The organism is Chryseobacterium sp. HNCC26DJ239 (assembly GCF_057180445.1).
The window spans coordinates 444599-462829 of sequence record NZ_JBXUGJ010000001.1; the positions used below are offsets into that span (position 1 = coordinate 444599).

Annotated in this window: 21 protein-coding genes and 1 riboswitch; of the genes, 10 read left to right on the forward strand and 11 right to left on the reverse strand. The window is 32.8% G+C overall.

Translation table 11 applies throughout. The features are described 5' to 3' along the window. Positions 1-77: 77 nt before the first annotated feature. Positions 78-563, forward strand: a complete 486-nt coding sequence (locus tag AC2A1D_RS02110; RefSeq protein ID WP_484042013.1) for a YcxB family protein — start codon at positions 78-80, stop codon at positions 561-563. A gap of 36 nt (positions 564-599) precedes the next feature. Here AC2A1D_RS02110 and AC2A1D_RS02115 read toward each other — a convergent pair whose 3' ends face one another. Then, the gene (locus AC2A1D_RS02115) at positions 600-1232 is read right to left on the reverse strand and encodes a GEVED domain-containing protein (protein WP_484042014.1); all 633 of its coding nucleotides are present in this window, start codon (positions 1230-1232) and stop codon (positions 600-602) included. After that, positions 1214-1678, reverse strand: a complete 465-nt coding sequence (locus tag AC2A1D_RS02120; RefSeq protein WP_484042015.1) for a fibronectin type III domain-containing protein — start codon at positions 1676-1678, stop codon at positions 1214-1216. Before AC2A1D_RS02120 ends, AC2A1D_RS02115 begins: the two co-directional genes overlap by 19 nt. 361 nt (positions 1679-2039) lie before the next feature. On the opposite strand from AC2A1D_RS02120, the gene AC2A1D_RS02125 reads away from it, so the two are divergent. The 4 genes from AC2A1D_RS02125 (at position 2040) to AC2A1D_RS02140 (ending at position 5130) form a co-directional block, all read left to right on the forward strand. Next, complete coding sequence (locus AC2A1D_RS02125) at positions 2040-2723, forward strand: ATP-binding cassette domain-containing protein (RefSeq protein WP_484042016.1); 684 nt, start codon at positions 2040-2042, stop codon at positions 2721-2723. Positions 2724-2767: 44 nt separating this feature from the next. After that, a complete protein-coding gene (locus AC2A1D_RS02130) occupies positions 2768-3412 on the forward strand; it encodes a hypothetical protein (RefSeq protein ID WP_484042017.1) in 645 nt (214 codons plus the stop codon). 114 nt (positions 3413-3526) lie between these two features. Then, a complete protein-coding gene (locus AC2A1D_RS02135) occupies positions 3527-4321 on the forward strand; it encodes a hypothetical protein (RefSeq protein WP_484042018.1) in 795 nt (264 codons plus the stop codon). A gap of 125 nt (positions 4322-4446) precedes the next feature. Continuing rightward, a riboswitch (cobalamin riboswitch) is annotated at positions 4447-4636 on the forward strand. A 110-nt stretch (positions 4637-4746) separates the two neighbouring features. Then, complete coding sequence (locus AC2A1D_RS02140; protein WP_484042019.1) at positions 4747-5130, forward strand: acyl-CoA thioesterase; 384 nt, start codon at positions 4747-4749, stop codon at positions 5128-5130. Between the two features lie 197 nt (positions 5131-5327). On the opposite strand, the gene AC2A1D_RS02145 is transcribed toward AC2A1D_RS02140, so the two are convergent. After that, positions 5328-5918: an HD domain-containing protein gene (locus tag AC2A1D_RS02145; protein ID WP_484042020.1), complete on the reverse strand. Its 591-nt coding sequence runs from the start codon at positions 5916-5918 to the stop codon at positions 5328-5330. Positions 5919-6155: 237 nt separating this feature from the next. Between AC2A1D_RS02145 and AC2A1D_RS02150 the strand changes: the two genes are divergently transcribed. The 5 genes from AC2A1D_RS02150 to AC2A1D_RS02170 all read left to right on the forward strand — a co-directional run bounded on the left by AC2A1D_RS02150 (position 6156) and on the right by AC2A1D_RS02170 (position 10772). Continuing rightward, positions 6156-6485, forward strand: a complete 330-nt coding sequence (locus AC2A1D_RS02150) for a PadR family transcriptional regulator (protein ID WP_484042021.1) — start codon at positions 6156-6158, stop codon at positions 6483-6485. 12 nt (positions 6486-6497) lie between these two features. Further along, entirely contained in the window at positions 6498-8225 is a 1728-nt protein-coding gene (locus AC2A1D_RS02155; protein WP_484042022.1) for a PspC domain-containing protein, read from the forward strand. A 310-nt stretch (positions 8226-8535) separates the two neighbouring features. Then, a complete protein-coding gene (locus AC2A1D_RS02160; protein ID WP_484042023.1) occupies positions 8536-9132 on the forward strand; it encodes a 1-acyl-sn-glycerol-3-phosphate acyltransferase in 597 nt (198 codons plus the stop codon). A gap of 48 nt (positions 9133-9180) precedes the next feature. Then, complete coding sequence (locus AC2A1D_RS02165; protein WP_484042024.1) at positions 9181-9606, forward strand: PaaI family thioesterase; 426 nt, start codon at positions 9181-9183, stop codon at positions 9604-9606. Positions 9607-9800: 194 nt separating this feature from the next. Beyond that, on the forward strand, positions 9801-10772 hold the full coding sequence (locus AC2A1D_RS02170) for a chorismate-binding protein (protein WP_484042025.1): 972 nt from the start codon (positions 9801-9803) through the stop codon (positions 10770-10772). A gap of 166 nt (positions 10773-10938) precedes the next feature. On the opposite strand, the gene AC2A1D_RS02175 is transcribed toward AC2A1D_RS02170, so the two are convergent. From AC2A1D_RS02175 to AC2A1D_RS02210, 8 genes are all read right to left on the reverse strand, one after another. Continuing rightward, positions 10939-11133, reverse strand: a complete 195-nt coding sequence (locus tag AC2A1D_RS02175; RefSeq protein WP_484042026.1) for a hypothetical protein — start codon at positions 11131-11133, stop codon at positions 10939-10941. A 3-nt stretch (positions 11134-11136) separates the two neighbouring features. After that, positions 11137-11742, reverse strand: coding sequence for a MarC family protein (locus tag AC2A1D_RS02180; RefSeq protein ID WP_484042027.1), 606 nt, complete (start codon positions 11740-11742; stop codon positions 11137-11139). A 44-nt stretch (positions 11743-11786) separates the two neighbouring features. Next, complete coding sequence (locus AC2A1D_RS02185) at positions 11787-13526, reverse strand: BatD family protein (RefSeq protein WP_484042028.1); 1740 nt, start codon at positions 13524-13526, stop codon at positions 11787-11789. Continuing rightward, positions 13526-14263, reverse strand: a complete 738-nt coding sequence (locus tag AC2A1D_RS02190; protein ID WP_484042029.1) for a tetratricopeptide repeat protein — start codon at positions 14261-14263, stop codon at positions 13526-13528. The genes AC2A1D_RS02185 and AC2A1D_RS02190 overlap by 1 nt, the downstream gene beginning before the upstream one ends. Positions 14264-14363: 100 nt before the next feature. Then, positions 14364-15371, reverse strand: coding sequence for a VWA domain-containing protein (locus AC2A1D_RS02195; protein WP_484042030.1), 1008 nt, complete (start codon positions 15369-15371; stop codon positions 14364-14366). Beyond that, positions 15371-16360, reverse strand: a complete 990-nt coding sequence (locus AC2A1D_RS02200; protein WP_484042031.1) for a VWA domain-containing protein — start codon at positions 16358-16360, stop codon at positions 15371-15373. The genes AC2A1D_RS02195 and AC2A1D_RS02200 overlap by 1 nt, the downstream gene beginning before the upstream one ends. Beyond that, entirely contained in the window at positions 16353-17249 is an 897-nt protein-coding gene (locus AC2A1D_RS02205; RefSeq protein ID WP_484042032.1) for a BatD family protein, read from the reverse strand. Before AC2A1D_RS02205 ends, AC2A1D_RS02200 begins: the two co-directional genes overlap by 8 nt. A gap of 56 nt (positions 17250-17305) precedes the next feature. Next, positions 17306-18169: a DUF58 domain-containing protein gene (locus AC2A1D_RS02210; RefSeq protein ID WP_484042033.1), complete on the reverse strand. Its 864-nt coding sequence runs from the start codon at positions 18167-18169 to the stop codon at positions 17306-17308. Between the last annotated feature and the right edge of the window lie 62 nt (positions 18170-18231).

The window sequence follows — 18231 nt, forward strand, 5'->3', positions numbered from 1 at the left end:
TTTAATGAGCAAAGGATAGCAAACAAATTGCTTAAGCTTGAAAATAGTTTTTCGATTATTTATAGATTATTATTTTAATGACAGTAAAAACACACATTACTTTCAAAGATTTTTTAAGTTTTAATTTGAAAAGTTCTTTGCCAAGAATGGTAATTTTCACATTTCTGATGGTGGTTGTTTTAATTTTAAATTTTAACAACAACTTCAACACACAAGAATTGTATAAATCAGTGATTATTTCGACTGTTTTGGTGTTTATTTTTGTGGCAGTTCGTTCTTATTTCAGATTGAAAACGGTATATCATTCAAACCAAAAAATTCAAGAGGAAATTATCTACACTTTCACCGATGAGAAGGTAGAAACCAAAGGTGAGACTTTCGAAAGCGATTTTTTATGGAGTTCTGTACATCGGGTGAAAGAAAATAAAGACTGGTTTTTGATTTATCAAAGTAAAACCACGATGAATATGGTTCCTAAAAAGTATTTTTCTGAAAATGAAATTACCAACCTAAGAAAAATCATAAAAAACAGCGGCGTAAAAGCAAAGCTTCTGAATCAATAAAAAAGAGAGCAATTATTTTTGCTCTCTTTTTTTTGTTTACTTTTTAATGAATTTTAAACTTTCATTTTTCAACTCTAAAATATAAGTTCCTGTTTGTAAATTATGAACATCAATTGAAGAGTTTTTGGTTTTTCCTGATTGGATTTTTTGGCCAACCAAAGAATAGATTTCATATTTTTCATCGGACGAAATTCCTGAAATAAACAACTGAGTCGAGACTGGATTTGGATAAATAGCTATGCTTTTTAATTTATCTAATTCAGCAGTTGAAAGAGTTGGTGCCAAAGACAAACTAACTCCATAATCTTCAACTTCACCTTCTGAAAAACTTCCGCACCCATTAACAACAAAGCTACTCGAATATATAATTCTTAAAGTAACCCTACAATTTGCATTACTCCACATACCGCTGCTATAACTTGGCACAGAAAAAATATTATTCACAACTGTATTGGTATTTCCTGTTGAATTAAAAATCATTTCATTAGCAGTGAAAACTTCATCCCCGTTATAATCTAACCACGCAGTAATATAATAAGTATTCAAATTGGAAGAACCAGCTTTTGAAACAGAAATTGTATTTCCTGTACTTCCGTAAGTCAAATTAATAAACTTTGTAGGATCTTGTCTGTAATCTGAATAATTCGAAGCTACAGAATTATTAACCATCGCTGAGATCCTGTTGAACCAGAACCAGGCGTGTAAGTAACGTTAGAAATATGCATCACATTACTATTTAAAGCCATTGAAGCACAGGCAGAAGGACTTGTCATAGTAAAAGTATAAACAGAAGACATATCACCACTTGAAACATCAGCAACTCTTACTTCATATTGTTGGCAAGACCACAATCCAGTAATTGTATAAATTGGATTTCCAACAACAGATGCAGAAACCCAACTTGAACCACCTAATGGTCGCCACATAATTGCATAATTCGCAGTAGAAATTGGATTCCAACTTACCGTTACAGATGTTGCAGTAAGATTACTGAACACAATATTAGTGGGAACAGTATAAATACATTCATTATTTTTATAATTTGAATGACCTTTCGATTGAAAAGAAATTAAAAAAAACAATGAAAATAAAAGAAAAAGTAATTTTTTTACCATAGAATTTTGTTTTAGAATTAAGTTCTATAAATTTACTTAAAATATTCTTTCAAAAGTGAGAAATTTGAAACTAAATTAAGAATCTCAATGAAGAAAACACTGCACATTTTAATTTATTTCTATTTAAAAATACTTATTCCAGGTGTTTTATTTTCTCTATTAGCCGCGTTTCCTGCAGGTTTAGATTTAGAAATTTTTGCGGTGCATTCTTTTTTATCTTTCCACTCATGCATTATTTTATTTATGAATTAAGGTTCAAAAACGAATACCTATTTTACGCTAACTCCGGATTTTCACGTTTGAATTTATGGATTTTTACTGTAGGATTTTCAATATTACTTAACTTAATTTCTTCGTTTGTATGAGTAGATTGCATGTTGATAGCGTAACGAAAACGTTTCATGAAAAGAAAATATTACAAGACATTTTTCTATCCTGTGATGTTGGAGAAATTGTAGGACTTTTAGGAAGAAATGGTACAGGAAAATCAACGCTTTTAAAAATTATTTTCGGTGTTGTTCCTGCGGATTATTCTTTTATTCGTTTTGGTGAAAAGGTAATGAAAACTCAATGGGACAGAAAAAATAATATCGCCTATCTTCCACAATATTCTTTTTTGCCTAAAAACATTAAAATCGCTCAACTTGCAAAGCTTTTTTGTAAAGAAAATCATCAAAATTCTGAATTGCTTGACCGTTTTTCGGAAGAGAAAATAAAAAATCTTTCAGCAGGTGAAGCGAGGTTGATAGAAATTCTTTTCATTATATATTCTGATGCCAAAATAGCCTTACTAGATGAGCCGTTCCATAGTTTATCGCCTAAAATAATTTCAATCATTAAAGAAGAGATTAAAAAACTGAAAACAGAAAAAGGGTTCATTATTTCAGACCATCAATATAATGATGTTTTGGAAATTTCAGACAAAAATGTCCTATTAGTGAACAGAAGTTTACAAGTAATTAAAGATTTAACAGATTTAAAGTTTCATAAATACATTTTTGTAAAAAATAGATCATTAAAAATTATTTTTGTAGCTTTGAATTGATTGTAAAATCAAAAAAACACCCAAAAAAATCAAAATTTATTACCATGAAGCAAACTATTATTGCTGCAATTGCCCTTACTTTCACTGTAATGTCTTGCAAAAAAAGCGAATCTCAAACTTCCGAACAAACGATTGATTCTCTCGTTTCAAAACCTTCAGAAAGTCTACAAGTTTCTGTAGCTAAAGACAGCATTTCAACGCCCGAAAATCCAAACAATAACTTTGACAGTTTTACCGTAAACGATGCCTTAGCTGAAAAAATAAAAACATTTCTTATCACAGAATATCTTAAAGAAGATGATTTAAATGTAATGACCGAAAGAGACAGAAAATTCCAACTGTATGAATTGGATTTAAATGATGATGGCAAAAAAGAAATCTTCGTCAACTTTTCTTCACCTTATTTCTGTGGAACAGGTGGTTGTACTGTACTTTTATTAAGCCCTGAACTTAAGAAAATCACCAATTTTAGCGTTCTGCAAACTCCAATTTTTGCAGAAAGAAAACTTGTAAATGGATGGAAAATACTCATAACAAAAAACAAAGGTGAATGGAAAGAGTTAACATACAAAAACGGAACATACCCTTTTAATGTCTCTGTCGCACCAAAATCCCCGTACGATGCACCGAGTGGAAATGCTTTTGTTATTTTCGGTGAAGAATATCCTGCAAAAAGCTATTCTTTCTAAAGAGTTTTTCTTGAACACTTCATAACTTTTCAAAACTATTTAAGATTTAAAGTTTCATAAATACATTCGTTAAAATATTTAATTTATATCTTTGAAGGACAAATTTTCTTTAGAATGACATTCATCAACAAAGCAATTGTATCGGTATTCAGTATTTTTTCTTTAAGTTTTATTAATGCACAAAACAAACTTCCTTTTGGTGTGGTAAAAGCACAGGAAGGTTATGCTATGGTTCGTGTACATAAAGATGATTATCGAAAAATTGTAGACAAAATCAGGATGAAAAAAGGAGATGTTTTCGTCTACGTAAAACCCGCTCCCGGAGAAACTGAATGGATTTGGATAAAATATCCCGAGAAAACTGAGGACGAAAAACCTTTCGTAAGATACGATAGCCTCACCAAAGAAGGTATGGTAAACAAAGACAGAGTTGCTTTTATAGACCAACTTCCTAAGTTTACGCCTTCGATGTCTAAAAACGGAAGAACGCTTACTTTCACCGATAATTCTGACGAAAAAATTCCAACAGCGCAAAGAACCAAAGTGGTGATCGACATCTATCCTTCTACGGCAAGTTTTAAAAGACAGGAAAAAGATTCTGAAGGAAATATCATTAAAATTGACAAATCTACGCCTTGGGGAATTGGGAAAACCATTCCTGAAGGATTAACTGAAATAAAATCTATTCGTGTACAACAACCAGGAAGAGGATCTGTTTTTGTGCGTGAAGCAATTAAAAATTTGTTCGACCCAACAAAAGATTTCGAAAACATAGGCGTTACTGCGATGGATAACGACCATATCTATATTTATATGATTAATGGTTCTGGTGAAAACAGATACACCACTTTCTGGACTGTAAAAGAAGGAAAAGCAATCAGCCAGATTATTTATAAAAACCCTGAGTAAAAGATATTTTTAAAATTATTATTACATAAAAGCCAGCAAGGATGCTGGCTTTTTTTATGATTTTTAAAGAAAGCCTTACTTTATTGTTAGATTATTCGTATTTTTGCATTTGAAAAATCTAAGTATTCGATTTTTTAGAAACTGGTTCTGCTTAGCTGCAGATGAAAAGGGAATCGTGTGAAAATCACGAGCTGTCGCGCAACTGTAAGTAACTAAAGTCTTTATCAATAAGTCCACTGTTTCGATGTTTGACGAGATGGGAAGGAGATAAAAGATGTTACAAGTCAGGAGACCTGCCAATTTTTTTAAAGACAAAAACTTTCGCGATTTGAAGTTTATTGATTCTACAATATCCAGGAATAACTATTCCTGCACACTTGTTGATTCTTGTAATATTTCATTTTCGCTTTTATTTATAATGAAATATGACGACAGAAGAAAGAATTAACGCTTCAGAAACCAGAATTTTCAAAGCTGTTTTTCCTAACACAACCAATCATTACGACACTCTTTTCGGAGGAACTGCCATGCAATTGATGGACGAAGTTGCCTTCATTACCGCTACAAGATTTGCAAGAAAACGTGTAGTAACGGTAAGTAGCGATAAAATCGACTTTAAAAAACCAATTCCTGCAGGTACCATTGTAGAACTTATCGGCAAAGTTTCTAACGTTGGAACCACCAGTATGAAAGTGAATGTAGAAATTTTCACAGAGCAAATGTATTCTTACGAAAGAGAAAAAGCAATTGTTGGCGATTTTACTTTTGTTGCCATCGACGAATTTAAGAAACCAATCCAAATACTATAAATAGGTTTCGGCGGCCTTCGGCCGCCGAAACCTCCTTTTTCACCAAATGTTTTTTTTTATATGAGTTTCGGCGAGCCTTTGGCTCGCCGAAACTTTTTTTTCAATACATTATTATTGATAGGACTTTACCCTATCCTTTACTAAGTAGTCCCGTTGGGACTCTTTCCGTTTTTTTTTGATTAATTTTTTCAAAAAACTTATTTCAAAACCTTTTCAGATTCTAAATTTAAATTCATTAAATAATGAAATGCTTCTCCCATTTCGTCGGAAGCTCTACAAATCGCATTCTCAAGCATTTTTCTTACTTGCATTTCGGTAACAGCAGCTTCTGTCCAGCTTTTTCCAGAGGTGTGAGAGTTTAAAATAAAGGGCATTATTCGGTCTATTGCACATGCAAAAATGGCATCGGGAGTTTCTTCGGCTTCAAATTCTAACCAAAAATTGTAAAATTCAGATTGTAAAGGTTCATCGAGAATTCCGAAGATTTTTTGGGCCGAAATTTTTTCTCTTTCAAATTTTCCAATCATGGCTTGTTCATCAAAAAGAAAGGTATCACCGGCTTCAATTTCGACCAAATCGTGAATAGAAAGCATTCTAATAACCCTTAATAAATCAATTTCGCTTTTATATTTAGCATAAGGAAACAAAATCTGAGCGAGAATAATGATTTGCCAAGAATGTTCTGCGGTATTTTCTCTTCGAGAATCATCGGCGTTATAATTTCTTCTTTGAACGTTTTTAAGAGCATCAATTGCGATGATAAAATCTATTTCTTTTTGAATTTTCATACCTCAAAAATACAAATTTTAAGCTAAACTTCAAGTTTTTCAAAAATCAACAAAACATCATGTAAAATTTAAAATACTGAATATCAATTATTTAAATTAATTTTAAAAATTATTTTACTACTTTGTATTGCATAATACCATTTTAATTACATATCTTTGTAATGTAAAATCGAAATAGGTTCAACAGCTGGGACTTAATTTCGAAAAATGTAACCAATTAATTAAACCATATTAACAATGAATACTGAAAATACCAAAGCGCAAATGCGTAAAGGAATTCTGGAATTCTGTATTCTAAGTCTCATCAACAATCGCGAAATGTATGTTTCTGATTTGATTGATGAACTGAAAAAAGGAAAACTAGATGTTGTGGAAGGTACACTCTACCCTCTTCTTACAAGACTTAAAAACGGAGAGTTTCTCTCTTACAGATGGGAAGAATCTACAGGAGGACCGCCCAGAAAGTACTATCAGATTACAGAAAAAGGTAAAACTTTTCTGAATGAGCTGCAAAATACTTGGCAAGAACTTACAGATTCTGTAAACCAAATCACCCAAAATCATTAAAAAAACAAAGCTATGAACAAAACACTCTCCATAGGACTTGCAGGTTTTTCTTTTACAATTGAAGAACATGCTTACATGAAGCTTAAAGATTACCTAAATGCTTTAAGAAGCTCGCTAGATGCAGCTGAAGTTGAAGAGGTAATGCACGATATAGAAATCAGAATGGTCGAAATCTTCAAAGATTCTTTAGGAAAACGTGAGGTAATTAACGATTCTGATGTAGAAAAAGTAATCGCACAAATCGGTTCTCCAGAAAAAATTGAAGAACAAGAAGAAGCGTATTATTCTGAAAAAAATACAAAATCTAAATCTTCAAGAACTGCTTATTCAGACAACAAACAATTGTTCCGTGACCCTGAAAGACAAAAGATTGCAGGCGTTTGCGCTGGTTTAGCAGCATACACAGGAATGGATATTACAGGAATGAGATTAATTTGGATTGGAGCATTTATACTTCTTTGTTTTGGAGCTCCTGCAATGCTTTTTGTTCTTTTATTATACATCATTCTTTGGGCAGTACTTCCAAAAGCACAAACAGCTTCAGATTTTTTGAAAATGAAAGGAAAACCTCTCAACTTCGATAATTTAAAGGAAGAATCTAGCAAAATTGTGCAATTCGCTAACGAAACTACGACAAGAGCAGGAGAAATTTACACAGAAAACAAGCCTTACATCAACAATGCAGGAAGCGGAATTTGGAATGTTTTAAGATACATCATCGGAATTTTCTTCGCATTTTTAGCTGTAAGCAGCATTATTGGGGTATTTGTAGTTGTTTTCCTTTTCGGAATTGATTCTGATTTCCCAGGTGCTCGTGAAACTAAATTTTACTTCGGTGAAGATGGTCTTTATAACGTTTTCTTAGCCTTAATTACAATTGGATCATTAATTCCTGCAATTATTTTCAGTCTTTTAAGCATTAAAGTTTTCTCTCCAAAAACAAAAGTAAGAAATATTGGATGGGTTTTGGGAGCAGTATTTTTGGCAGTAATTTGTCTAGGAACCTTCTTCGGATTGAGCATGGCTAAAAGAGAAATGATCTTCCAGGGACATAAAGAAGATACTGAAGAAATTACCATCAATACACCATCGGATACACTTTATGTAGATGTAAAAAAGGTAAATATTCCTCAAAACTTTGTTGCCTATGATGATGATTTGTATTCTGATAAATCTTCAGTTTTCAAAAAAGATTGGATTCATGTAGATGTTACGAGAAAAGCAAATATTTCTACACCTTATTTAATTGTTAAAAAAGAAGCAGAAGGCTATAATGTTCCGTTGAACATGCAGGTTCCGGTAGAAGTTCAGGGTAACAAAATTTTACTTCCGAACTTCGTAAAATATCCATACGAACACCGTTTCAGACACAACAGCGTAGATTATGAGTTGGTAATCCCTCAAAACATGATTGTTATTCCATTGAAAGATCACGATATTAATTTCGACGGAGATTTAGACAACAACGGCATCAACGATAACGAAGAAGATAATGACGACAGTGATGGAAACGACAACGAAAACTCTTTAAAAATCGAGAAAAACAAAATCACTATCAACGGTTCTACGATTGAATATACAGACGGAGATAAAGACAGCGTAATCATTAACGGAAAAAAATATCCTAAAGAAAAGGCTAAACAAATCATGGATTCTGTAAAAATAGATTTTGAAAAAATGAAAGATTTGGATATAAAACTTAATGCCAACAAAAAAGAATTATCTATACAAACCAAATAACCAAGACAGAGAGTGGCAGAAGGTGTGAACCAAAAAGCCAAGTGTTTGAAGTTCACACTCTTCTTCTCTCACAAAAAACACAAAAAAAATCTAACTTTTGTGTATTACTTGCAGAATTTTTCTTAAATTCGTACAAAATTAATTAAACCTCACACAAAAAATATTACAAATGATTCAAGTAGTTTTAGAAATTGCAGTAAAAATCGCTGATTTAATCAGCAGTCTGTTTTAAGAGCCATAATATTTCAATATATTTGTACAGTATAACCATCTATTTGGTTATACTTTTTTGTTTTAAATCTAAAACTTCATGAAAAAGCTATTAGGTAAACTGATTTTAAAAATCGTAGGTTGGAAAGTGGTATTACAGGGCGATGTAAACGTTCTTAACAGATGTATTCTCGTCGTAGCACCGCATACACATAATTCCGAATATATCTTGGGAAATCTTGCCTATTGGTCTTTAGACAAGCCTTTAAAAATTATCATTAAAGACGCGCATACCAAAGCTTGGTACGGTTCGGTAGTGAAAGGTTTAGGAGGAATCGGAATTGATAGAAGCCAGAAAAATGATTTGGTAAACTTTGTGGCAAATCAATTTGCGAAAGAAGATTTCAGTTTGGTAATTACACCGGAAGGAACAAGAAGTTGGGTTCCAAAATGGAGAAAAGGGTTTTACCACATGGCTTTAGCAGCAAAAGTTCCTATTGTTTTGGCGGCGGGAGATTTCAAAAGAAAAACGATGTATTTAGGATACACCATTCCTGTTGAAAGAATTGCAACGGCTTCTTACGAAGAAATAATGAAGGAAATTGAGGAATATTATATTAAAAATGACATCGTTCCTAAAATTAAAGCCAACTGGAATCCCGATATTTCAGGAAACAAAGCGGAAACAAAAAACTAAACTTACGGAGCACCATCACTAATTACCCATTAATTATTATCTATAAAAATGACTGGAACTAAAGAAGAAATATTAGCATTCATCAATAATTGGGGCGACGAAACTTTCGCAAAAACACTAGAAATTCATTTCATCGATATTGACCTTGAAAACGAAACTTTAACCGCAACCATGCCGGTTTTACCTAGAATCCATCAACCTTTTGGGATTATGCACGGTGGCGCAACTTGTGTTTTGGCAGAAACAATGGGTTCTAGCCTATCCAACATCTTTATTGATGGCGAAAAATATTACGGGGTTGGAACCAACATCAATTCCAATCATTTACGCAGTAAAAAAGACGGCGTTGTAACAGGTTTTGCCAAATTTATCCGAAAAGGAAAAACGATGCACGTTTCAGAAATTGAAATTCGAGACGAAAAAGGCAATCTCATAAGCCATACAACCATGACGAACAACATTATCAACCGATAATTAAAATACTAAAGCTCAAAAAATTTGAGCTTTTTTTATTTTATCAACAATATCACTTTAAAAATATTTCTTTAAAAAACAGCAACTTCGATTTTGATATGTTTAAGACTAATAATAATTTTGTGGAAAGAAAAATTAACCTCGGAATTTCTTACACGATTTCAAAACGTTGATTTTTAGCTAAGTTTTATTTCATGCTTTATTTTAAACTTCCTTTCGACGAAAAACTCTATTCTACAGACGAAAATTCTGAAAATCAAAACATACAATTTCACTCATTTGATCAAAAAGAACAAGTTTCTTTTCGTGGAAAAATTATTGAAATCGATTCTGAAAATTTTGAAAACATTCATTTTTCAACAAAAAATTTACTTGAAGAAAACAACTATTTTGAAGCTGAAACCGAAGCAGAATACATTGAAAAACTTGAAAATTTAATTCAAATTATCAAAGAAAATGATTTGCCGAAAGTAGTGCTTTCAAGACGTAAAATTTTCAAAGATTTCCAAGAAATTAATTTAAAAGCAAGTTTTGAGAATCTTTGCGCAACGTATCCGAATGCTTTTCGCTACATTTTTTCAAACGGAGAAACCTCTTGGATGGGCGCATTTTCTGAGGTTTTAGGAAAATACAATAAGACGAACAACAGCTTCGAAACGATGAGTTTGGCGGGAACAATTCCGGTGAATGAAACTTGGACCACCAAAGAAATTGAAGAGCAAAAACCTGTTTCTTTATACATTAGAAACGTTCTGAAAAACTACTCAGACCACATTGAGGAATCCGAAACCCACGACCATATTTCAGGGAATATTAAACATTTGCGAACCGATTTCAAAGCACTTATTGAACGTTCAGATTTAGAAAAAATTATTTCTGAACTTCATCCTACACCTGCTGTTTGTGGAATCCCCAAAGAATTTTGCAAAGAAATCATCTCTAATATCGAGAAGTTTCCCAGAGAATTATATGCGGGATACATTAAAATCGAAACAGAAGATTTTATTTATTTTTTTGTGAATTTACGATGTGCAAAATTGTACAAAAATGCAGTTCACGCTTTTGTTGGAGGCGGAATTACCGCAGAAAGCAACCCAAAAAAAGAATGGCGCGAAACGGAACTGAAATCAGAAGCTATTTTAAAGAATCTTACAATTATCAGTTAAAATTAATTTAGCATATTCAAAAAGGGATCTTTTTTTAACAATTCGTTTTTTAAGGATGCAAAATGAATTAAGAAAATCAAATTTTGAAGTTTCTTCATGATTATAAAAATTAAAAAGACCTCTTTCAAATGAACGAAAGAGGTCTTTTTATATAACAAGTAATTAATTATTTTTTAACTCCAATTTTACTCCAAGTATTTAGCACAAAAAGTAAAGTAATTCCTAAAATACATGCAATAATAGAGAAAACAAACTTAAGATTATCTTCCTCTGTAAGTCCTAACTCCCAATCGATCGCTTTAATGTTGATTGCAGCAAATACAATAAATACAACTAAAAATACTTTATAAAACTTTTGCATAACCTAAAATTGAATATAATTTTGTACCAACTGTGTAAAGTTGGCTGTAAATAATTTTATTGAAATTGCGAGCAAGATAATCCCAAAAACTTTCTGCAAAATAGAGAGCGTTGCTTCCCCCATTTTCTTTTCGAGCCAAGGCGCAGATTTCAGCACCAAATATACGAAAATTGTATTGAGTACAATTCCTAATATAATGTTAATATCATGAAATTCTGCTCTTAGCGAGAGTGTAGTGGTTAAAGTTCCAGCTCCTGCAACCAAAGGAAATGCGATGGGAACAATAGATGCTGCTTTTGCTTCTGTAGTTTTATTAATTTCAATCCCAAGAATCATTTCTAATGCAATAATGAAGATAACAAAAGCACCCGCCACTGCAAACGAATTAATATCTACGCCGATAAATTTTAATAATTTGTTTCCTACAAAAAGAAACATAATCATGATAAGACCTGCTGTAATTGAAGCTTTTTTTGAGTCGATATGACCAAATTTCTGCTTTAAACTTACAATAATGGGGATAGAACCAAGAATATCAATAACGGCAAAAAGCACCATGAAACAGGTGACTACTTCTTTTATCGAAAAGCCTTCAAAAATTTCATCCATAACCTAACTATTAATAATTTCGCAAAATTATGAATAAAAAATGATTATTTGCTAATTTTAGAGTACAAATTGACGATATCAGTATAAAGCTCTTCAATAGACTGCTCAGAACGAACAGGCGAATATTTCTCGATTTGAATTCTTTGTTGAAGATTTTCGTATTTTTCTGCAACGGCTCTTCCTTTATAATTTTCAAGGAAAGAAATAAAGCTACCGCCTTCGTTATTAAAATATTCACTTCTTACTTCCTGATCCATTTCTGTAACAGTAGAAAAGAATGCATCAAAATCCTGCTCATTTTTCAAAGTATCCAGATAAGAAAAATAATCCGATACATCGGTTTTTAATCTTTCTCTGATTTCGGCTTCAGTTTCTGCTACAGAACCCAAAGATTTTCCACCTGCATTTTCAGCAATCAATCGTTGTTTTCTTTGCCATTTTCTGAATAATAAAAACGCGATTACCAAACCAAAAAATACTGCAGAATTAATGAAAAGAATATTCCAGTTGAATTTTCTTTTTTCTTTCACTTTAAAAGCAGTTGTTTTTAAAACTGGGCTATTAACAGTCTCTAAAAAATCGTTGGTATAATCGTTTACTTTTTCAACCGTTGTTTTGGTGGCATCAAGCTGTTCCGGCGTAAGAGCATTTAATGTTAAATCTTTTACACCAAGATCTACGTATTCTGCATTTTCAGGGTTGAAAAACGAGAAATCTTCTGTTTTAATATGTAAAATACCTGCCTTATTCGGAATAATAACATAATTAGCAAAGATAGAACCGGCAAAGCCTTCACTTCCCGGAACAAATTGGTTAACTATTTTTGGTGGAAAAACTTCGTAATCAGGAGATTTTTCGATTTCGGGCAGTTGCATATTTGCCATATTGCCCTCTCCCGAAACCTTCAAAGTAACATTTACAGGCTTCTTCGCTTCAACCTTTTCATCTGTGGCTTTATAAACATCTACTTTAAACTTTCCTACTGCATTTTTAAAGCTTTCTGGCGCATCTTCGGGAAGTTTTTTAACGTTTAGTTTTACTTTATTGGAAACAATTTTGCTGCTATTAGAATAAGTAGTTACTGAAGCCGAAACACCCGGAACCTCAATATATCCTGCTTCATTGGGAAAAACCATAAATACCGCAAGAATCTGAGTGGGCATATTTGAAATTCCTGATGGATCTATATCTGATCTATTGAAATTTATAGGATGTACATCTAGATTTTCTTCCTTAGGAAGCTTAATATTTTTTACTTTTCTAAGGTTATCAATGTTTCTAGAATACCCTCTAAGAATTGCAATCGTAGGTTGATCCTGATATATTTCTCTATCGTCGATTTCCACATTCAAATAAACATCATTGGATGCCGTAATTTTTGCTGGAGTTTTTTTCTCGATATCCTTAATAAAAATATCAAAAGGCTCGGTTTTGTAAATCTTATTGTTGATGGTAACCAATACAGAACCGATCTTAATTTTCCCCTTTTGCTTGGGCTCAAGAGCAATTCTTGTAATTGATTTTGAAATATTTGTGTTGGTTTCAGGATCTAAAACACCGTCACGATAAGACGCACTTCCTACCATGTTAAATTTTGAAAGATCAGGTAATTGTAAGCGGCTTTGCTGTACGAGATCATCCCCGTTAAGCTCTAGAACTATGGTAAGATTTACAATTTCTCTACCCTCATAATCAGATTTATCAGGTTTTAACGACAAATTTACCTGGCCATACGTTGCTATGGAGGTAAATAGGATTAATATGTAAATAAATTTTTCTGTCATCACCAATCTTTCTCGTTGCTCTCGGGCATCGAATAAGAATTGTCATTTAATATTCTTCTGGCAGTTTCTTTCTCTCTTTCGCCAATATGATTCAGTAATCTTTTTTGATCTTCTTTAGAAAGTCTTCCTTCTTGGTTTCCTTTTTTGGCTTGTTCAGGATTTTGTCCTTTCCCTTCATTCTGCTGCCCTTTTCCCTGACTTTGATTTTTATCTTTTGTATCGCCGTCTTTTCCCTTATTCTTATCATCACCGCCTCCCTGTTTTCCAGAGTTGCTTTGCTGATTTTTGTTTCTCTCTTTTTCTTTTTCCTTTAGTTTCGCAATTTCGTAATTTTTACGAGTTGGCTCACTGTAAGGATTTTGCTTTAACGAGCTTTTATAAGCTTCTGCAGCCTTTTCATTATCATTCAGCTTCATGTAAGCATTTCCCAAATTATGAAGTGCAGCTGCTTTATCTTGCACAGATTGCGCTAGTTTTTCAGCTTTTGCGTACTCAGCTTTTGCATCCTCAAACTTCTCTGCTTTATACAAAGCATTTCCAAGATTATAATGTGCTGTAAAATCATTTCCGTTTTGAGTAATAGCTTCGGAATACTTTGAGGAAGCTCCGTCATAATCTTTTACCTTAAATTTCTGATTGCCTTCGTACACCAGTGTGCGGTAATTTTTCTGTCCAAAGGCTAGATTTTGAATCAAAAAAATAAATACGAACGGTAAAAAGAAAATTTTAGTATTCATCCTATGCAAAATTATTCCTTTAAATGTTAATAAACAGTGTCTTAATTGTTAAAATTCGGTTAAAGTAATAGACGCTGATTAGAGTATCTATCGCCATATTCTAAATAGAAAAATCTCTCTTCGGATTGAATAATAAAATTATAAGAAAGAAAAATATAGAAATCCCAAGAAAATATTGATAGTAGTGATTGGCATTCTGAGACTTAACTAATGTTTCTGATTCAGCATTTTTTTTATTTAAATCATCAAGTATACGATTTGGTGCATCATTTATAGAATTTCCATCAATATAAGAAGCTCCCGTAGATTGCGCCATACCAACCAAAGCTTCGGTTTGTCTTTTCGAAATCACCATTTGCCCAGAAGCATCAAGTTTGTAGCCCATCAATTGCCCGTATTCATACGTTGGAACAGGTGCGCCTTCTTCCGTTCCTACACCAACGGTTGTTATAGAAATCCCTTCGCTATTCGCTAATCTTATAGCAGCATTGTCGTTTCCTTCATTATCTTCGCCGTCGCTTATCAAAATCACTTTTCTTGAACCTTTGGCAACGTTTTTAAACTTTGAAGCAGTAATTTCCATAGCTTTCAGAAAATCTGTTCCCTGCACTCTCATGATCTTACTTTGAAGTTCGCTTACATATGCTTCTGCAGCACTATAATCGGTTGTTAAAGGCATTACAGAAATAGCATCACCCGCAAAAACTACAATACCAACTTTATCATTTTGCATTTTATGCATGGTATTAATGACCAAATTTTTCGCCTGTTCTAAACGACTAGGATTTACATCTTCCGCATTCATTGAGTTTGAGATATCAATCACAAACATCACATTGCTCATTTTTTGTTTTGCTTTCACTGTTTCAGAACCATTAAGCAAATCAATAATTGAAAAAATTAAAAACAAAACTGCCAACAAATACAAAAAAGGAAAGAATTTTGTAAATGATGAGTTTTCTTCAAACAAAGCTTCCTGAAATCTCGTTTCTGCAAAGATTGCTTTTCTTGCTTTTTTCCATTTCAAAAAATGAATCACAAGGAAAGAAAGCAGCGGCAAAAGCAACAACAAAAGTAAATACCAGTAATTTCCTAAATCCCAACTCATCAATTCAAAAATTTATATAAAACCCATCTCAAGAGAGCATCAAAAAGCAAAACACCAAGTGCAATCCATAAAAAGAATCTGAAATGTTCTTCATAATTATATGTTTTGGAAGAATTTATTTCAGATTTTTCGAGTTGGTTAATTTCATTATACACTTCTTCCAGTTTTTCTCCAGAAGTCGCACGATAGTATTTCCCGCCTGTAATTTGCGCAATTTCTCTTAAGGTATTTTCATCAATTGTAACAGGCATTTCATTATAAATATATCCAAATTCATCAACTCCAACAGGCATTAAAGCATAACCTTCAGTTCCAATACCGATACAGTATACCTTTATATTGTTAGATTTTGCTAATTCTGCTGCTAAAAGAGGCGGAATAACGTTTTGAATATTACTTACACCATCCGTCATCAAAATAACAATCTTGCTTTTCGCCTTACTTTTCTGTAAATGATTAACAGCAACCGCTAAACCTTCTCCAACAGCAGTTCCATCTTCCATTTCTCTCTGGTTGATGTTTTTTATCTCATTTATTAAAGCTTCATGGTCGAAAGTAAGTGGCATTTTCGGAAAAGCTTCCAATTTATAAGTCACCAAACCAATTCTATCATTGAGTCTTTTGTTGATAAAATCGATGGCAATATTTTTTAACACCGAAAGTCTATCCGGTTCAAAATCTGTTGCCAACATACTTAGTGAAACATCTACCGTCAACATTATATCAATACCTTTCGCTTCGTCCTGATCCTGGCTTATCGTAAAAGATCTCGGTCTTGCCATCGCAATAATAAGACAGGAAAGAATGAGGTATTTTGAAGTTTTCAACAGAAAAATAACTGCTTTTATCGAACCTAAACCTTCCATATTTTTGGTGGTTGGTACGAGAATTCCCTTTCTTTTCTTTTTACTAAAATCTCTAAAGAGAAGCGGTAAAAACGATAGAAACAAAAGCAAAAACCAAGGACTGTAGAATTCCAGATTAGACATCTTTTCTCAGGTTTTCAAATTCTACATCTTTCGTAGAACGTTCTACGACAGTTCTTATATCAGAGAAATCTTTCAGCATGGTTTCTTGGTCGGGGAATGTTTTCGCAAACTTCACCAAATCGCCGCGCAAGAAAACATCTTCAACAATTTTTTCGTTTTCGGGAGAAATTGTGTTGTTTTTTTTCATCGCATCAATCAAATCATCGGTAAGTAAAACTTCTGCCGGTAAATGATATTGTGTCGTGATAAACCTTCTTGAAATATCAATAAGCTCTACATAAAAAGCTCTGAAATCGCCATTTTCGATGAATTTTTTCTTCTTTAAACCATCTAATTCTTTCAACGTTAAATTAGAAGTCTGTTTAGGTGAAGATTTTGGTTTTCTTCCCCATTTCAAAAACATAATAATTGCTATAATCAAAGCAATCACAGCAATTGCTGCCAAAATGTAAAACTTGTACATCTCCCAATAATCGGATGCTTCTAGTTTTACTTCTTTATTATTCATGATGTCGTTAATAACATCTTCTTTTTTAGCTGTATTTACAACTTCAATTTCATACGGTGGAGTTTTCAAAATCTCGTCTCCTACTTTAAATTCGAGTTCCGGAATGGTGTATTTTCCTTCTTCAAAAACGGCAAATTCAATATGCCTTTCATAGGAATTATCGTCGGTAGAAATGCTGTCTTTTATTTCTTCAAAATGAAAAGGTAAAAGCTCATTTTCTTGTGCCGCTTGAATTTTTTGACCATTCAGAAATTTAATTTTAATCACAAAATGGTCGGTTTCTCCCAACGCCAACATTTTTTTTTGCAGATTTGAAGTAATCATCTGCGAAAACGATAGCGACGAAATAAGTATAGATAGTATGAAAAGTAATTTTTTCAATGTTTTTTCTTTAATATTTTTGAACCGAAGTTCCACGATTTTTTTATTTAAAAAATTTATTTTTTCTGAAAATATTGATAGAGCATTTTCGAATAATCATCACCAGTTTTCATATTCATAAAACCTGCTGAAGCATCAGCAAAATCTTCTGTCAATTGTTTCAGTTTTTGTTTTTGAGCTTCAGCAAAAGTGTATCTCCACCTTGCATTAGAAGTATTTACATAGATTTCTTTTCCGGTTTCTGCATCTTTTAGCAAAGCATATCCCACATCCGGAATTTCATTATCTTTTTCATCAAAAACTCGAATTCCCAACAATTGATGTTTTTTGGAAGCTACCGCCAACATTTTAGAATCATAATCATCTTCAAAATCCGACAAAACAAATACGAGAGATTTTCTTTTAAAAACTCCCATCATATAATGAAGTGCGCCATCTAATTTTGCTTCGGAAGGCACATAATCTGCCATCAAAATACTAGAAATAATCGAAAGAACATGCTTTCTTCCTTTTTGTGGCGGAATCACTTTGTACACTTTGTCGGCATAAAGAACCAACCCCACTTTATCATTATTTCCAGCTGCGGAAAAGCCTAAACTTGCGGCAATTTCTGCTACATATTCTCTTTTCAGCTGATTTTTAGTTCCGTAATTCATCGAATTGGAAATATCAACCATAATCATCATCGTCAATTCACGCTCTTCCTCCATCACCTTTACAAAAGGTTCTTGAAAACGGGCGGTTTTGTTCCAGTCGATTCTTCGGATTTCGTCTCCAAACTGATATTGTCTTACCTCAGAAAACGTCATTCCCTGACCTTTAAAAGCAGAGTGATATTGCCCCATCAAAGAAGATTCTGTCTTTTTGCGGGTGCGAATTTCAATCTGTTTTACTTTTTTTACAATATCTTTTACTTGCATAATTTCAAATGTAACAATATAGCAATCTACCAATATAACAATCTAAAAATTAGTAAATTGTT

Coding starts and splice junctions, on each gene's coding strand:
- AC2A1D_RS02130 (WP_484042017.1), top strand. CDS start 2,768: ATGAAGCAAACTATTATTGCTGCAATTGCCCTTACTTTCACTGTAATG.
- AC2A1D_RS02150 (WP_484042021.1), top strand. CDS start 6,156: ATGAATACTGAAAATACCAAAGCGCAAATGCGTAAAGGAATTCTGGAA.
- AC2A1D_RS02200 (WP_484042031.1), bottom strand. CDS start 16,360: ATGTCTAATCTGGAATTCTACAGTCCTTGGTTTTTGCTTTTGTTTCTA.
- AC2A1D_RS02145 (WP_484042020.1), bottom strand. CDS start 5,918: ATGAAAATTCAAAAAGAAATAGATTTTATCATCGCAATTGATGCTCTT.
- AC2A1D_RS02120 (WP_484042015.1), bottom strand. CDS start 1,678: ATGGTAAAAAAATTACTTTTTCTTTTATTTTCATTGTTTTTTTTAATT.
- AC2A1D_RS02155 (WP_484042022.1), top strand. CDS start 6,498: ATGAACAAAACACTCTCCATAGGACTTGCAGGTTTTTCTTTTACAATT.
- AC2A1D_RS02180 (WP_484042027.1), bottom strand. CDS start 11,742: ATGGATGAAATTTTTGAAGGCTTTTCGATAAAAGAAGTAGTCACCTGT.
- AC2A1D_RS02195 (WP_484042030.1), bottom strand. CDS start 15,371: ATGAGTTGGGATTTAGGAAATTACTGGTATTTACTTTTGTTGTTGCTT.
- AC2A1D_RS02110 (WP_484042013.1), top strand. CDS start 78: ATGACAGTAAAAACACACATTACTTTCAAAGATTTTTTAAGTTTTAAT.
- AC2A1D_RS02165 (WP_484042024.1), top strand. CDS start 9,181: ATGACTGGAACTAAAGAAGAAATATTAGCATTCATCAATAATTGGGGC.
- AC2A1D_RS02135 (WP_484042018.1), top strand. CDS start 3,527: ATGACATTCATCAACAAAGCAATTGTATCGGTATTCAGTATTTTTTCT.
- AC2A1D_RS02140 (WP_484042019.1), top strand. CDS start 4,747: ATGACGACAGAAGAAAGAATTAACGCTTCAGAAACCAGAATTTTCAAA.
- AC2A1D_RS02125 (WP_484042016.1), top strand. CDS start 2,040: ATGAGTAGATTGCATGTTGATAGCGTAACGAAAACGTTTCATGAAAAG.
- AC2A1D_RS02210 (WP_484042033.1), bottom strand. CDS start 18,169: ATGCAAGTAAAAGATATTGTAAAAAAAGTAAAACAGATTGAAATTCGC.
- AC2A1D_RS02170 (WP_484042025.1), top strand. CDS start 9,801: ATGCTTTATTTTAAACTTCCTTTCGACGAAAAACTCTATTCTACAGAC.
- AC2A1D_RS02115 (WP_484042014.1), bottom strand. CDS start 1,232: ATGGTTAATAATTCTGTAGCTTCGAATTATTCAGATTACAGACAAGAT.
- AC2A1D_RS02185 (WP_484042028.1), bottom strand. CDS start 13,526: ATGACAGAAAAATTTATTTACATATTAATCCTATTTACCTCCATAGCA.
- AC2A1D_RS02175 (WP_484042026.1), bottom strand. CDS start 11,133: ATGCAAAAGTTTTATAAAGTATTTTTAGTTGTATTTATTGTATTTGCT.
- AC2A1D_RS02160 (WP_484042023.1), top strand. CDS start 8,536: ATGAAAAAGCTATTAGGTAAACTGATTTTAAAAATCGTAGGTTGGAAA.
- AC2A1D_RS02190 (WP_484042029.1), bottom strand. CDS start 14,263: ATGAATACTAAAATTTTCTTTTTACCGTTCGTATTTATTTTTTTGATT.